The 14327-nt window shown below is 66.7% G+C and carries 14 protein-coding genes and 1 pseudogene; 13 read left to right on the forward strand and 2 right to left on the reverse strand.

Going from position 1 to position 14327, the window contains the following annotated elements:
* Positions 1-101 precede the first annotated feature (101 nt).
* A pseudogene (locus ACWIBS_RS03440) lies at positions 102-419 on the reverse strand (transposase); the annotation flags it as partial.
* A gap of 314 nt (positions 420-733) precedes the next feature.
* Entirely contained in the window at positions 734-1051 is a 318-nt protein-coding gene (locus ACWIBS_RS03445) for a winged helix-turn-helix transcriptional regulator (protein WP_376125176.1), read from the reverse strand.
* Positions 1052-1424: 373 nt separating this feature from the next.
* Here ACWIBS_RS03445 and ACWIBS_RS03450 point away from each other — a divergent pair, with 373 nt between their 5' ends.
* The 13 genes from ACWIBS_RS03450 to ACWIBS_RS03510 all read left to right on the forward strand — a co-directional run bounded on the left by ACWIBS_RS03450 (position 1425) and on the right by ACWIBS_RS03510 (position 13982).
* Positions 1425-2171, forward strand: a complete 747-nt coding sequence (locus ACWIBS_RS03450; RefSeq protein ID WP_376125174.1) for a hypothetical protein — start codon at positions 1425-1427, stop codon at positions 2169-2171.
* 1 nt (position 2172) lies between these two features.
* A complete protein-coding gene (locus tag ACWIBS_RS03455; protein ID WP_376125172.1) occupies positions 2173-2787 on the forward strand; it encodes a M23 family metallopeptidase in 615 nt (204 codons plus the stop codon).
* A 21-nt stretch (positions 2788-2808) separates the two neighbouring features.
* A complete protein-coding gene (locus ACWIBS_RS03460; protein ID WP_376125169.1) occupies positions 2809-3108 on the forward strand; it encodes a hypothetical protein in 300 nt (99 codons plus the stop codon).
* Positions 3108-4607, forward strand: coding sequence for an LTA synthase family protein (locus ACWIBS_RS03465; RefSeq protein ID WP_376125166.1), 1500 nt, complete (start codon positions 3108-3110; stop codon positions 4605-4607). The genes ACWIBS_RS03460 and ACWIBS_RS03465 overlap by 1 nt, the downstream gene beginning before the upstream one ends.
* Positions 4607-6100, forward strand: coding sequence for an SCO6880 family protein (locus tag ACWIBS_RS03470; RefSeq protein ID WP_376125163.1), 1494 nt, complete (start codon positions 4607-4609; stop codon positions 6098-6100). The genes ACWIBS_RS03465 and ACWIBS_RS03470 overlap by 1 nt, the downstream gene beginning before the upstream one ends.
* Positions 6097-7710: a hypothetical protein gene (locus ACWIBS_RS03475; RefSeq protein ID WP_376125161.1), complete on the forward strand. Its 1614-nt coding sequence runs from the start codon at positions 6097-6099 to the stop codon at positions 7708-7710. The genes ACWIBS_RS03470 and ACWIBS_RS03475 overlap by 4 nt, the downstream gene beginning before the upstream one ends.
* Positions 7656-9068 carry a ParA family protein gene (locus ACWIBS_RS03480; RefSeq protein WP_376125158.1) on the forward strand — a complete coding sequence of 471 codons (1413 nt, stop codon included), beginning with the start codon at positions 7656-7658 and terminating at the stop codon, positions 9066-9068. The genes ACWIBS_RS03475 and ACWIBS_RS03480 overlap by 55 nt, the downstream gene beginning before the upstream one ends.
* Positions 9069-9102: 34 nt before the next feature.
* Complete coding sequence (locus ACWIBS_RS03485; protein ID WP_454136452.1) at positions 9103-10938, forward strand: type IV secretory system conjugative DNA transfer family protein; 1836 nt, start codon at positions 9103-9105, stop codon at positions 10936-10938.
* Positions 10935-11330, forward strand: coding sequence for a hypothetical protein (locus ACWIBS_RS03490; protein WP_376125152.1), 396 nt, complete (start codon positions 10935-10937; stop codon positions 11328-11330). The genes ACWIBS_RS03485 and ACWIBS_RS03490 overlap by 4 nt, the downstream gene beginning before the upstream one ends.
* Positions 11327-11848, forward strand: a complete 522-nt coding sequence (locus ACWIBS_RS03495) for a hypothetical protein (RefSeq protein WP_376125149.1) — start codon at positions 11327-11329, stop codon at positions 11846-11848. Before ACWIBS_RS03490 ends, ACWIBS_RS03495 begins: the two co-directional genes overlap by 4 nt.
* Entirely contained in the window at positions 11845-12291 is a 447-nt protein-coding gene (locus tag ACWIBS_RS03500; RefSeq protein WP_376125147.1) for a single-stranded DNA-binding protein, read from the forward strand. Before ACWIBS_RS03495 ends, ACWIBS_RS03500 begins: the two co-directional genes overlap by 4 nt.
* 412 nt (positions 12292-12703) lie before the next feature.
* Positions 12704-13672 (forward strand): hypothetical protein, encoded by a 969-nt coding sequence (locus tag ACWIBS_RS03505; protein WP_376125144.1) that lies wholly within the window; start codon positions 12704-12706, stop codon positions 13670-13672.
* A 55-nt stretch (positions 13673-13727) separates the two neighbouring features.
* Complete coding sequence (locus ACWIBS_RS03510) at positions 13728-13982, forward strand: hypothetical protein (protein ID WP_376125142.1); 255 nt, start codon at positions 13728-13730, stop codon at positions 13980-13982.
* Positions 13983-14327 lie beyond the last annotated feature (345 nt).

Raw genomic sequence — 14327 nt, forward strand, 5'->3', positions numbered from 1 at the left:
CCACGGAACTCCCACACGGGCCTGGACACAGCAGCTCACTTCCAGGCTGACCCTACCGGGCAAACGTGATCAGATGTCGCCTACTCGTGCAGCAGTCCCTAGATCCCGTCGAGGGGGCATGCTTGCCATTCCTGCATATCGCCGATGACCTTGTCGGTCACCGCCGACACCAAGTCCCGCTACACCTCGCTGCCATAAAGGTCGGAGAGATGCTTGGCGATATCGCCGGTGGTCATGCCGCTCTCATACCACGAGATCACCGCGTCATCGAACCCGGCGATCCGGCGCTGATGCTTCGGCAGCACCACCGGGCTGAACGTCCCAGCCCAATCCCGCGGCACCTGGATGGTGACCTCGTCGATCTCGGTCCGCACCATTTTCGGCGTCGACCCGTTCCGCGAGTTCGGCGCCTGCTTCCCCGCACGGGTGGTGTTCGGTTTCGGTGGGGACCAGCAGATGTAGTGCGAGGGCGTTGCGCCGTGACCCCTATCAATCGCAAGAATCGGCTTTTGACCAACAGCGCTGCGCGAATCGAATGCGGACCTGTTGCGGTTCCTGCACCGGCGGATCGGGCGCGGGCGGATGATGCCGCCGGCCTCTTCGGTGAGACGCTACTGGTCGCGTGGCGGCGGGTCGAGGATCTGCCGGAAGATGCGTCCGAGGCCCGGATTTGGCTATGCGGTATGGCACAGGGGCGCTGCTGAATCACTCGCGGGGTCAGCGCCGGATCATGCTAGATCTCTCCGAGAGCCAGCCCGAGCTGCAGGTAAAGTTCGGTGACGATCGCGCTATTCACTCGGTACGCGGGGATATCTCCCCGTTTACGGATCCCCTTCGAGGGGTTGGCTAGCAGCACACCGGCGCTTTCGAATTCCGCGAGGTAGCTGCTGACCGTTGCCACAGTGATGCCGAGGCCGTCAGCGATGCGTTGTCTGGTGCTGTTGGGATTCGCGCGCAAGAACCGAATGATTCCGACCTTGGCTTCATTGCCGAGCAGCGACAGTGGCAGCACCGCAGTGTCGTCGTCTGTCGGGCGCGCGATCTTTGGCATGCACGCATTCTCGCAGGCCCGGCGCGAACACACGCGACGGGGTTTAGAATTTAACTAGACACTCATCTACTGGCGAGTTAAACTCTTCACCCATGGAGCATCGGAGCGTCACCTCGGCAACACCTGTCGACCGGACGCTCCGCGTGTCCCCCGAACGACCTACAGACAGCCTCCGCCACGCGCGAGTATCGTTCGAGCACCAAGCGAGCCGGGCCCCAATTGCCGCTCGCTCTTCGCTCGCGCACGCCGTTCGGAACGGTTCGATCGATCCTTTTCGAGCAGGTCGTTTCGTGTCTATGATGCACGGACGGCGAGGCATGTTCGTTGTCGGACTGGGTTTGCTCGTCGTCCTGAGTGTTCAGGAGGGGCAGCGATGATGGCATCCCAGCGATCGAGTCGGCGCGGCCTGGTGTGGGCTGTGGTGGGCGGCGGCGTCCTGCTGGTCGGCATCGTTGCGATCATCGTCGCGTCCTTGCTGTCTCGCCAGACCCCTGGACCGGCCCCGTCCCCCGATACGACGCCTGGCACATCACAGCCGTCCACCTCTTCGAGTTCGCCGCCCGATGTCGACGCCGTCGTGGATGCGAGCGTGGCGGAGTTCGGCTGGGTTCCCGAACCCATCACGTCAGACCCGAACGTGTACATCAGGGCAGCTCTCGCAGCCGCGTCGACCTTTGACACGACGAAAGCTGAACGCCCTGACTGGCTCTCCCACCTGGATTCTTGGTTCACCCCGGACACCCGTTATGCCACGGACGCCGACCGGCAGATCGAGCTTGACGCAGCCCGGCTGGAACTTCGCCAAGGTGTTGTCTTACCCGAGCAGGAGTGGGATCTCCTCGCGGCCAGCGATGGACGTGTGAAGGCCGATCCCGTCGGCGACATCGTGTTCGTCGACGTGTCGGACGACGATTCCGGGGATATGTCGATCGGGACGATGGATGTCCTGTTGACGTATACGCAGGACGATGGGACCGGCACGGAGGTTGAGTTCGAGGAGACCGTGCGGGTGAGTGTGCAGGTTCTCTGCGGTCCCGCCTCGGTTCCGACACCCAATACCGATCAACGGGCAGGGGACTGCAAGGTCGTCCGGTATTTCACGGAGCCGTTGGAGCCCTGACATGGGAGCCCCGGTCGCCGCGATCGCAGCCCTCGCCAAGACGAGGACTGGACAGCGAATCGCGATCGGAACGCTCATCCTCCTCCTGCTGGTGAGCGCGTTCTTCGCGACCCCGTGGATCGCGATCCCGTTCGCCCTCGCCGGGCAATCGATCGCGACCACTCCCCCACGGCCCGGTGGCGGCCCCGCCGTCGCCGGCGACTGGGCCTACCCCCTCGCCGGTTCCTACACGAAGGGCCGCGGGTACGGGCATAACCCGGTCCGCGGGTGCAGCTACTGCTCCGTGAACCATCAGGGGTATGACATGGCCCAAGGATGCGGGTCCACGATCTACGCCGCCGGCCCCGGAACCGTGATCACCGCCGGGGTCTACTTCGGGTACGGGAACACCGTCCGCATCGACCACGGCGACTCCCTCATCACCCTTTACGGCCACATGACCACCGGCTCCCTCCGCGTCACGACCGGACAATCCGTGACGGCGGGGACTGCGGTGGGTGCGGAGGGCAATACGGGGAAGTCGTTCGGCTGCCACTTGCATTTCGAGGTCACTCATCAGGGTCGTTCGATCGATCCGCAACCGTTCATGGCCGCGCGCGGTCTTCCCCTCGTCTAGTCCTAGCGAAGGAGCAAACCCATGTCCCTCTCCCACTCCTGGCCGTTGGGTGTTGATGTTCCCGATATCCAGCCCGATTTCAGCGCCCCCTTCTTCGGCGGCCTCCAAGTCCTCGTCTCCTACCTCCTCGCGGCGGCGCTGATTGTGGTGCTGGCAATGTTGATCATCGCCGGTGCCGCGTTGGCGTTCCGCGGGCTGGCATCTGACCGGGTGCGGACATGGGCGGGCGAGAACATCCTGTGGATCTTCATCGCCGCCGCCGTCCTGGGAGCCGCATCCGGCCTGTTCCAGTGGTTCGTGAACTTCGACTTCGGATTCTGATGCGCACCCCCGCCGCCCTCCTCGCCGGAACAGCCCTCGGACTGTTCCTCGCGCTCGGCGCGGCACTCCCCGCCACCGCTTCAGCAACCACGGCTTCGGCGAAAGTGGTCGCGGCGGCAAACCCCATCGAAGGCGAACCCTGGTCCGCTCCGGCTCAGCCCGTCACCTGCACCAACACGAGCGGGCAGATCTCCTGCACCCCCACGGATCCCGCGTCGGTCACGGCACTGCACTGCTTTGCGGGAGTTCTCGCGGCTGGTACGCGCAGCACCGTATGCACGACCTATTCCGGTCACGTCGAAGCGCTCCGCAACGACGGCGGGAAGCCGCTTCTTGTGGAATACGGCTGCAGTCTCGGCGACGTGGTCTGTGTGACGTTCGAGAACGCGGGCCGGGGGATGGCGCTGTCGGCGACGACGATGATGTTCGCTGTTGCCGACAACATGCGGTTCGACACCTCGTCACTGTTGTGGTCAGCGGCGGTTGAGGAATGGTCGTTCTGGCAGTGGGCGATCCTCGTGATCCTCATGGGGGCGATGGTGTGGGCGATCGCTGCCGCGATCGTCTCCGGCGACCGTGAGCAACTCGTCGGGGCGCTCGTGCGCACATTCATCGCGATCCCCGCCGTACCCCTGACCTTGTGGGTGACCGGGCACCTGTTGAACGCGATCGATGACCTGACCTGGTACATCCTCAACCGTGAAGGCCCCGGCAGTCTGTTCGCGACCCTGCAGGGGGTGATGTGGGCGGGCGGGCAGGCGAACTACTTCTTCGCATTCGTGATCCACGGGCTGCTAATGATCGGGATGCTGCTACTGATGCTCGTGTTCACCTTCCGCAACATCGTCCTGGCCGCCCTGATCGCCGTCGGCCCGATCGCCTGGATGGTGTTCCCCATCCGCGGCATCGGTCCCCAATGGGTGGTCCGATACGCATCCGCAGTCATTGTGCTTCTCCTCACGGGCCCGTTGACGATCGGGTTCGTCACGTTGATCATCAACGGGCTATCGACGGTGAAGACGATCTGGGACCCGCAGTCCTGGCCCCTCCTGTTCGGGCTCGTGCTCGTCGCGTTCGCCCCGTTCGCGATCTTCGGCCTCTTCTCCTTCGTCGGCGCAGCCGCCGCCGACGGCATCGGCTCGAGCGCCGCTTCTCACGCCGGGAGGATCACCACCAGCGGCGCCCGCACCGCCGTCAGCATCCCGACCCGGCTGGGTGCGTCGCCTGCGAGCACCCTCGGTTCCCGCGGCTCCGTCGCCCTCCCCACCAGCACCCGTGCCGGCACCGGCGGCCCCGTGAAAGGCCCCGGCGCCCCGAGCTCCCGCCCCGCGACATCCCGGACGGCCGGCCGCGGCTCCCCCGCTGCGGCGTCATCACCGACGACAACGTCCACCCCGCCGCCGGGCGCGAAGCCGACACCGCAGGCGTCGACCCCGTCGCCGCAGAACGGTGCGGGAGTTCCACGGCCGGCGGTGTCACCGAATGGAAGGACGTCGTGATGAGTGCGGCGATGGATCAGTCACGTCCGGTGCGGTTGCCGCGCCGATCCCGACAGGGGGTGGTGATGGGCATGGACGGGTGGCAGCTGGCCTTTGTCGCCGCCGCCGCCCTTATCCTCCTCATCGGCATCAACCGGTTCGGCCCACCCGGACTCCTCTACGCCGCCCCCCTCTACCTCGCGTTCGGGATCACCGCGCTGACGAGCATTCACGGGATCTCCACACCCCGGATGGCGGGCCTGTGGGTGATGAAGCAGGTCCGGCAGGCGGCCGGGGCAACGACACAGTCGTTCCGCCCCGAGCGTGTGCAGCTTTCGGGGACGTTGAATCTGCCGGGGGTGCGGGCGTCGATCCAGTTGTGGGAGGTGGAGGGGATGGCGTGCGTGTACAACCCGCACGACCGGACCGTGTCCGTCACCGCCGAACTGGAGGTGCAGGGGTTTTTGATGCACGACACCCCGGAACGGTTCGACCTCGCCCAACAGTGGTCCACCGTCCTCGCCTCGTTCACGCAACGCCCCGGGGTGAAACGCGTCACCCTGCAAGAACGCACCCTTCCCACCACGATCCGTCCCGCCCGTGACCATTACGACACGGTGCGGCTGCGCCGAAACCTGGACCAGGGGTCAGTGGTGGCGGTGAATTACCGGGAGGTGATGGACGGGTCGGAGCGGTTCGCAGTCTCGCACCGCAACTACCTCACCTTCACCCTGGACCTGGTCGCCCTCGGCGCCCAACTGAAATCCCTCGGCGGCGGCAAAACCGCCATCACCTCGCTTGCCTACATTGAAGCCGGAAACCTCGCTGACGCCCTGCACGCCGCCCGCGTCCGCGTCCGCAAATGGCTCACACCGCGGGATGTCGCAGCACTGGGACGGGTGGCGTTTGATCCGGAGTTCGCCGGCACAGTGCAAAACCGGGACGAGGCGCAGTCGGGGGTGGACCCGGTGGCAATCGGGCCAATGTTCCTAGATGAACCGAAGGGGAACAACGGGATCGTGGTCACCGATTCCGGAGTGCACTGCACGATGTGGATTCATGAGTGGCCCCGCTCGGACGCCCCCGTCGGGTTCGTGTCCCCGATCGTATTCGCCCGCCACCCGCACACCGGCGACGCGGTCACCCACATCCTCTCCCTCGTCCTCACCCCCGTCCCCGTCTCCAAAGCACTCCGCCGCATCCGGGATGAGAAGAAAGTGTGGCGGGGAAACGAGAAGCTGCGTGCGAAGCGCGGCGCGGACGGGTCGGCTGCGGACCTTGCCGACTGGGAAGCACTCGGCAAGCAGGAGCAGGAGATCGTCGCAGGTCACGGTGAGTACCGGTACGGGGCATACCTCACCGTCACCGCTCCCACGGAGGAGGAGTTGGATCAGGCGATCGCGGGGATGCGCAACGCGTTGTCGCGGGCGGGGATGGAAGCGCAGATCCTGTACTGCCAGCAAGCCGAAGCGCTCATGGTCAACGCGCTGCCTATCGGACTGGGCATGAAATGACTCGCCGCACCGTCACCTTCACCCCCGGCAACCTCACCCGCCGTGAACGTAAAACCCTGCGCCGCGAACTCGCCGCGCTCAGCAGGGAAGAGCAACCACCCCGGTCCACGCGCAGGGATCGGTCGCTGCCGGACCCGGCCGTTCGGGGTCCGTTCGGGCCGGGGTTGATCGAGGGCGGGTACTGGAATCTCGCCTCCCCGGCGTTGCCGCCGCATCAGGCAACGTCGCAGCATCTGGCGGGGATCTACCCGTTCGTCGCCGACGCCGGCCTCGGCCACCGCGGTCCCATCGTCGGGGTCGACCTCAACGCGGACGCCCTCTGGCATTTCTCCCCCTGGGAGGCCTACACCGATACCTCCGATCGGGGCACGTTTTCGACCAACATCCTCGCGCTCGGTGCGTACCGGTCCGGGAAATCCGCCACCATCAAGACCCTCACCACGAGGTCGATCGCGTTCGGCCACCAAGTCGTCGTCCCCTCTGATCCGAAAGGGGAGTGGGTGACCGTCGCCGAAGCCATCCCCGGAGGGAAGGTGATCCGCCTCGGCGGTGGCACCGGTGCCCGCCTGAACCCGCTGGATCGGGGGCCCAGGCGGACGGGTGCGTCGGATGAGCAGCACGAGCAGATGGTCACCCAGCGGCGCATCGGCACCCTCATCGCCCTGGTCGAGATGACCCTCGCAGGCCGGCTCACCGCTGTCGAGCATGCTGCCATCCACGACGCCCTCGCCCGTTGCGTCACCACCACGGGCGATCGCCCGACGCTGCGGGGTGTGTATGAGGAGCTCGGTCGGCCGCCGGTGGGGACGGAGTCGGAGCGGCGGGTGGCTGAGGGTGCGGTGCAGCCGAGGTTCGTGCTGCGCCGGTTCGTCGACGGGGACCTCTCCGGCCTGTTCGAAGACGAATCCACCGTCGAGTTCGATCAGGACGCACCCATCGTTGTCACCGACACCAGCGAGCTGTTCGCCCGGGGGGAGCTTGCCGCGCAGTTGACGCAGGTGTGCTCCACCGCGTGGATCCAGGCCGTCATCTCCGACCGGTCCGCCCGCCGCACCCGGTACGTGGTGCGGGAGGAAGGGTGGCGGGATATGACATCGTTGGCGTCGCTGCAGATGTTCCAACAGTGGCTGAAACTGTCCCGGCATTACGGGATCAGCAACATTGTCATCCTGCACAAGATCGGCGACCTCGACGCGGTCGGGGATGCGGACTCCACCGAACGGGCCCTGGCGTATTCGATCATCGGGGACATCGAGAACAAGTTCATCTTCCGCGTCAACCACCAAGAACAAACCGCGCTCCGCGACCGGCTGAACCTCCCCGCCCCGCACGTGGAGATGGCCAGGGAACTGCAGAAGGGCGAGTTCATCGCCTACATCGGCCAATACTCCTACCTCGTCAACTGCTTCCCCACCAGCACCCCGTGGGAATACGACCTGTTCAGCACCGACGACGCCGTCACCCCCGCCGACCGCGACGACCCGCACCTGCACTTGCTGGACCCGGACGAACTTGAACACCTCTGGCCGACGGCGCCCACCGCCGGCCCGGATGGGTGGGGTCGGGATGTGGAGGGCTGGTTGGCCCCGGTATCGAAGGAGCTGTCATGAGAGTCCGTGCCTATGCGACCGTCACCGGGCCCGCCGCAACTTACACCGGCCCCGACGGGCACACCGAACCCATCACCACCACCGCCGATGAAGACATCCGCCACGCCGTCGTCCGCCGCGCCGCCGACGAAGCCCGCCGCACCGGCACCCCCATCGAACTCGTCACCCGCGGTGACCGCGGCGACCACCACCTCGTCGTCCACACCGACGGAACCCTCGCACCCCTCCCCCACGACGCGCACGCGATCGACGAGGCCCCCGACACGGCGCCCGCGTCACCCCTCACGGAGGAGGAACTCGTGGCGGAGGAGCTCGAACTGTTTGGGAAGGAGGTGAGGGAAACGGCTCCGCACCCGGACGAGACCTCCACGGCCGCGCCCGCCACGGATGCGTCCATCACGGATGAGTCCGTCTCGGGCGCGGCCCCGGTCGCGGAGCCACCCACACCCCGCCAAACCTTCCTCACCACCCCCGCAGACCCTGATCACGGCGGGTCGGGATGGCAACGGTTCTGGGCGCGGCTCGGATTGACCCGCGGCGGGTCACACGCGCAGAAGGCCCGGGCCCGGGCAGTGCGGGCAGTGTCGTCGCAGTGGGCGGGGTGCCGAACCATCGCGGTGGTAAACGGAAAGGGCGGGGTGGGGAAGACGATGACCACCGCGATGCTCGCCGCGGTCCTCGCCCGGCACGGGGGCGGGAATGTGCTCGCCTGGGACAACAACGACACCCGCGGGACGCTGGGCTGGCGCACCGAACCTGGTCGGTACGACACCACCATCCGCGACCTCCTCCGCCACGCCCCGGGTTTGTTGGATCGGGCGGCGGCGGTGTCGGAGATCGCGCAGTTCGTGCACCATCAGCCCGACGACCGGTACGACGTGCTCCGCTCCAACCCCGAACTCCTCGCCACCGACCAACGCCTCACCACGTCCGAGTTCGATCTGCTGATGCAGGTCGCTGCCCGGTACTACCGGGTGGTGGTGTTCGATTCCGGCAACGACGAGTCCGCGGATCGGTGGCTTCGGATGATCGATTCGTCCTACCAGGTCGTCATCCCCACCCTCGCCTCCCCCGAGTCCGCCGAGTCCGCCGCGCTTCTCCTGGACGCGCTCCGCACCCGGGATGCGCACTCGCGTGTTCTCGCCGACAACGCCGTGGTCATCGTCACCCAGCAGGAGGCCGCGCACCCGAAAGACCTGGTCCGCATCGTCGACGGGTTCGCCGGCCTTGTCCGCGCCGTGGAGATTATCCCGTTTGACCCGGCCCTGAAATCCGGGCCGCTGCGGTGGGGCACGCTCCGCACCCGCACCCAAGACGCCTGGCTTCGCGCCACCGCCACCACCGTCATCACCCTCTGACCACGGTGACACGACGATGAGTGACGGGCTGCTTGTGAAGATCCTCGCCGGCGCAGCGGCCGCAGGGATCGTCCTCACCCTGGCCACCGCGTTCCTCGCTGAAGTAATCACCCAGGCCCTGTGCGGTGCCCGCCCGACCCCGACGGGCCTGTTCTCCGGCATTGGGCTTGCCCTGACCGGGGACCCCACCACTTATACGGCTCCGGCGGGGTGTGAGTTGCCGGTGTGGCAGATCCGGGTCGCCGACCTCACCGCCCTGCTCCTCATCATCGCCCTGGCGGTCGTGGTCATCACGGCGGTGCGCCGCTACCAGCACTCGGACCGGGCGTTCGTCTCGGATTTGCGCACCCGGCCGGGGTTCGCGGCCGGGTCGGAGATCCGCCAGCACCTCTCCGCGAAAGCCGTGCTCCGCAGGGCATCCCAGCTGCGGCCAGGGGCGGGGCGGGCGGTGCCCGCGGATGTCGGGTGGCGGGTCGGACGGTCGCGGGGGATGGACGTGTACGTGTCCATCGAAGACTCCGTCGCTCTGGAAGGCCCACCCCGCTCCGGAAAGGGATACCGGGTTCTGATCTCCGCGATCCTCGACTGGACCGGGCCGCTCATCACGACCTCGACTACGAACGACAACCTCACCGCCACCATGCGGCCCCGCCAGGCCCGCGGGGACGTGCACGTGTTCGACCCGCAAGGCCTCTCCGGCATCCGCCACCCCCTCCGGGTGTCCCCCATCACCGGGTGCGAAGACCCGCTGGTGGCGATGCAACGTGGCGCCGCGATCATCACCGGCACCGCCCTCGGATCCTCGTCCACGAACCAGGAATGGGCGCAAGCCTCCGGTGTCGTCCTCGGCCGCCTCCTTCACGCCGCCGCTGTCGGCGGCAGAACAATCGCCGACATCTACGACTGGGGATCCTCCTCTGCCCTTGCCCGCGGGGCGGTGGACATTCTCCGCGGTGATGGGGCACCGGGGTGGGGAGACAGCCTGGAGGCGACGATCAGTGGGGATGAGAAGCTCGTCTCCTCCATCTGGTTCGGTGTCCAAGGCGCCGTCGCCCCGCTCGCCGTCCCGCAGATCCGCGACTCCCTCATGCCCCGCTCCGGCGACCCGATCTTCCGCCCGGGCGAGTTCCTCACCGCCCCCAACACCCTCTACCTCATCGGGTCCTCCTCCGGTGCCGCCGCGATGGGCGGATGGTTATCGGCGCTGATGGATGACGTCGTGGAGGTCGCCCGCACCACCGCGCTCGCCTCCCCCGGGTCGCGGTTGCCGTTGCCGTTGGGGTTGATTCTGGATGAGATCGCCAACATGTTCCGGTGGGGAAACCTGCCCCGCACCATGGCCGACGGTGGTGGGCGCGGCATCTGCACCTTCGTCGTGTTGCAGGCCCTCTCCCAAGCAGAAACGTCCTGGTCCAAAGCAGAAGCGGACACCATCTGGGCTGCCGCCACCGCGAAAGTCCTCCTCGGCGGCGCATCGCACGTCGATCACCTGCGCGATGTCGAAGCGCTTCTCGGCACGAGAGACACCCGCCGCACACAGAGGTCGTGGACGACGAGGGAGAGCGGGCACTCCACCAGCGAACACAACGAACGCCTCCCCCTCATGTCGGTCGATGAGATCCGCCGCATGCCCCAAAACCTCGGCCTCCTCGCCTACCGGAACCGCCGCGGCGTACTCCTGGACCTCACCGGATGGGACGAACGCGCCGACGCCCGCACCATCCGCACCGGCAAAGCCGACACCGAACGCGAACAACAAGCCGTCTTCCACACCCACACCACCCCGACGACTCCCTCAGCCGAGAACAAGGCTTCTCCTGAGGAGCCGGCGGCTGAGGTCGAGGCGGTTGAGGTGGTGAGGGACGAATGAGCAATCGCCGCAAGCCCCGCGACGCCGGGTACCAACGCGATTACCTCCGCTCGAGGGCGTGGTTCGCCCGCCGGGACCGCTGGTTCACCGACCGGCTCCGCAGCACAGGGGAGCTCGCGTGCGCGGCGTGCGGGGGTGTCGCGTCGAAGCGTGAGCTCGAGCTGCACCACGTCGACTACGCCGGCGTCACCATCCAGAACGGCAGGTGGGTTGCCGCGGAGCGGGACGAGGATCTGGTGGCGTTGCATCGGGGATGCCACGAACTGCTGCACCGGCTCATCGACCGCGACCCCGTCCTGTCCCGCCACCGCACCCGCCGCGACGCCACCGCCCTCGCCCTCACCGCCCTGCGATCCAAGCTCCAGCGCTACGGGGAGGGGGTGGTGTCGTGAAGGGGTACAACCCGGACGTCGACTACGACGGGATGCTCGCCGACGACCTCGCCCTCGACGCCCGACAGCGTGGCGGGACGTCTGCTGCGATCGCGGCGCACGTGGTGAATTGGCGCACCCTCACCGATGAGGGAGCCCCGGTGGAGTGGGCGGCGCTTCGGGCGTGGGTGGAGTGGTTCACCGTCCGCTACCACGTCCCGCACAGCGTCATCCCGAACTGCTGGTGGCAACACGGGGCGCTCGTGGAAGAACTCTCCGCCCTGCACACCGCACACACCGTCTCCTTCGACAGTTCCGACACCGGGTACGGACCGGTTGGATTCCACGAACACCTCACCCTCGCCCACCCCCGCCTCACCCGCGCGTACGGCGGCGGGTGCAACAACGGCCACCAAGCCACCCGCCCCCGCTCCTGGACGAACGTCACCGACGAGAAGGAATGGGCTGCGTGGACCACCACCGGCCACGCCCACCGAGACACCGACACCGGTGCCTCACAACGGAAGGAAGAAGGATGACAACCAGAATCCCGGTCACCATCGAGGGAAACCTCACCGGCGACCCCGAACACGGCGCCAGCGACACCGGCAACGAATACGCGCGGTTCACCGTCGCCGTCAACGACCGACGCCTCAACGACACCACCGGACTGTGGGAAGACGCCGGCACCGTCTTTCACCGCATCGTCGTGTTCAACAAACAGTCCCGCAACGTCGCTGACTCGCTCCGCAAAGGCGACGCGGTCCTCGTCGCCGGGGACCTACGGTTCGGGACCTACGTCGACAAGGAAACTGGGCAGACCCGGGAGACCCGCGACATCGTCGCGGACAACGTCGGCGCGTCCCTGAAATTCCAGGGCGTCACCGTTCAGCGCAGCCCAAAAGCTGACGGCCCCGCCGCATACACGACGGGGCCGACCAGCACGCCGGTGAATCAGACCGGCGCCACACTTGCACGCTGACCCAACAACAGGAGCGGGCGAGAGTCACTGTACTCCCGCCCGCTCCGCATGTGTACGCCTCCTGCGCGAAGTCCCCGCCAGCGGTCGACCGCACCTCGAGGTACGCACATGTCGCTGTACGGCGCCCTGATCCCGCGTGGATGCGAGGTGCGCCTCGCCGCGACGCCCCTCTTGACCGGCCTCGGTTGAGGGTGGAAGATGCGGTCCAAGAATTCGGCGATCAGCTGAATCACTGGGGGCATCACATGACCGATAACTCTGCAGGCCCAAGTCTCGGCGAACGCATGACCCGAAACGGCGTGGAGTACGTCTTCCAAAACGGCATCTGGGTGCCCGTGGGTGATTTGCCAGGCTTTCCCCCGGACAACGCCCCGCACCGCAGAGTAGATGGTGACGAGCTCGGCGACTGGGCATGAGCACACTCGAAGGCAAGCCCAGTGTGGAGGTGCCCCCGGACCGCTGGCGGGAGGCGATCACAACATCTCGTGAGGCCGCGAAGTGGGGTGCGGGGGCGATCGGCGCCGTCGGCGTGGCCATCTTCGGCGGGATACCTGCGCTCAAAGGGCTGAACTTCGAGTGGGGCAACCTCGAAGACAACTCGCAAATGTGGTTTGCTCTCGCGTCGGCGCTGGTCGGAATAGGCGGGGTGACCCTCACCATCGTTCTCCTGATCCGCGCAACGCTGCCAATGTACACATCGTTGTCGCGCATCAGCCAGCAAACCCGGCGAGACCTGCGCAGAGCTGCCGTGGGCGAGTTCCTCCCCGCGGCATACCCGACCGTGGAACTACTCCAGCAGGAGATCGCTAGACGAGAGGAGGCCGTCGCGTTCACTGAGCAGCAGGCGCGCGACGCGGTCGGATCGAATAAGACAGCAGCCACCAAGGTTCACCAGGATGCTGTGGTCTTTCTTGAGCAACTGCGGGCGTGGGCCACGCGGCTTCTGAACTACGACGGGTTCAACCAAACGCAACGGCGATTGGTCGGGCCTGTCATGGTCATCGCGATCTCCGCAACCGCGCTCGGCGCCACCTGTTTCATGTTCGCGACCAGCAATCCTGCTGATAGCGCGGAGGACACGGTGCCGCCTCCCGAGGTTGGCCAGGTTGCCTACCTCACACCGCTCGACGCTGCCGCATGGGCGGAGATCACCAGCGTCGCACGCGTCGATGGGTGTCAGGACGATCAGGGGCGCTACCTCGTTCTGGTTACCGGCCACGCCGACGACCTGTACACCGTCCAGACATTGCCTCGCGCTGCCGGTATCTGCCAAGCATGGACGTTTGATGTTCGCGCGGAGGTGGCCAGTGTGAACGTGCTCGCCGAGCCACGCAAGGCCACCATCAGGTTCACGCCCGCACCGTCGCCCGCAGAACGCTAGATCGGCGGCGGTCCCGCGTGTACCTTCGACCGCGGCTTCGGCGTAAATTGTCTCTGTGGACGCCGCGCTCATGCTCTCGTTAGTGGTTCATGTCGCGTCCGCTGCGAATGCAATCGATGACGCTTTCGACAAAGTGCCGCGGCCATGGCCCGTAACGGCAGGGTCGTTCGTTGATTCGGCGCTGGAGCACGCTCATCATGCGCTCGATGACGCCATCTTCGCGGCGTTGGAATCTGGCGTCACTATCGAGCAGATCGAAACTGCCATCGGTCACGCCGTCGTCAAGCCGGAGTGGTTCGACGACCAATAGCCGCCAGCGGTCGCTCGAGAGGTGCCCACCGGGAGAGGCCCGGCCAGTGGGAGCTTCTCTCCTTCTCAGGCGGATGCGAGGGTCACCGCATTCGACCAGACCCAGCAGCGGTACCCGTTGCCTGCGACGGTGAACTGGACGCCGCACGCAACGTCGTTCCAGACAACGACAACGCCGTCCACCTGGACCGCGTGCGGACCGAACCGCACCCACGCGCGACACGCGCGAGGCTTCGGGTCTCGCGTGACCGGCAATCGATCTTCTTGACGTTCGTCGGCAGTGAGGGACTGCAGGGGGTGTTGTTCCGCGACGCGCTGCAGGATTCGGTCGTTCATCTGCGCGTCG

The organism is Microbacterium sp. NPDC055442, from assembly GCF_053644215.1.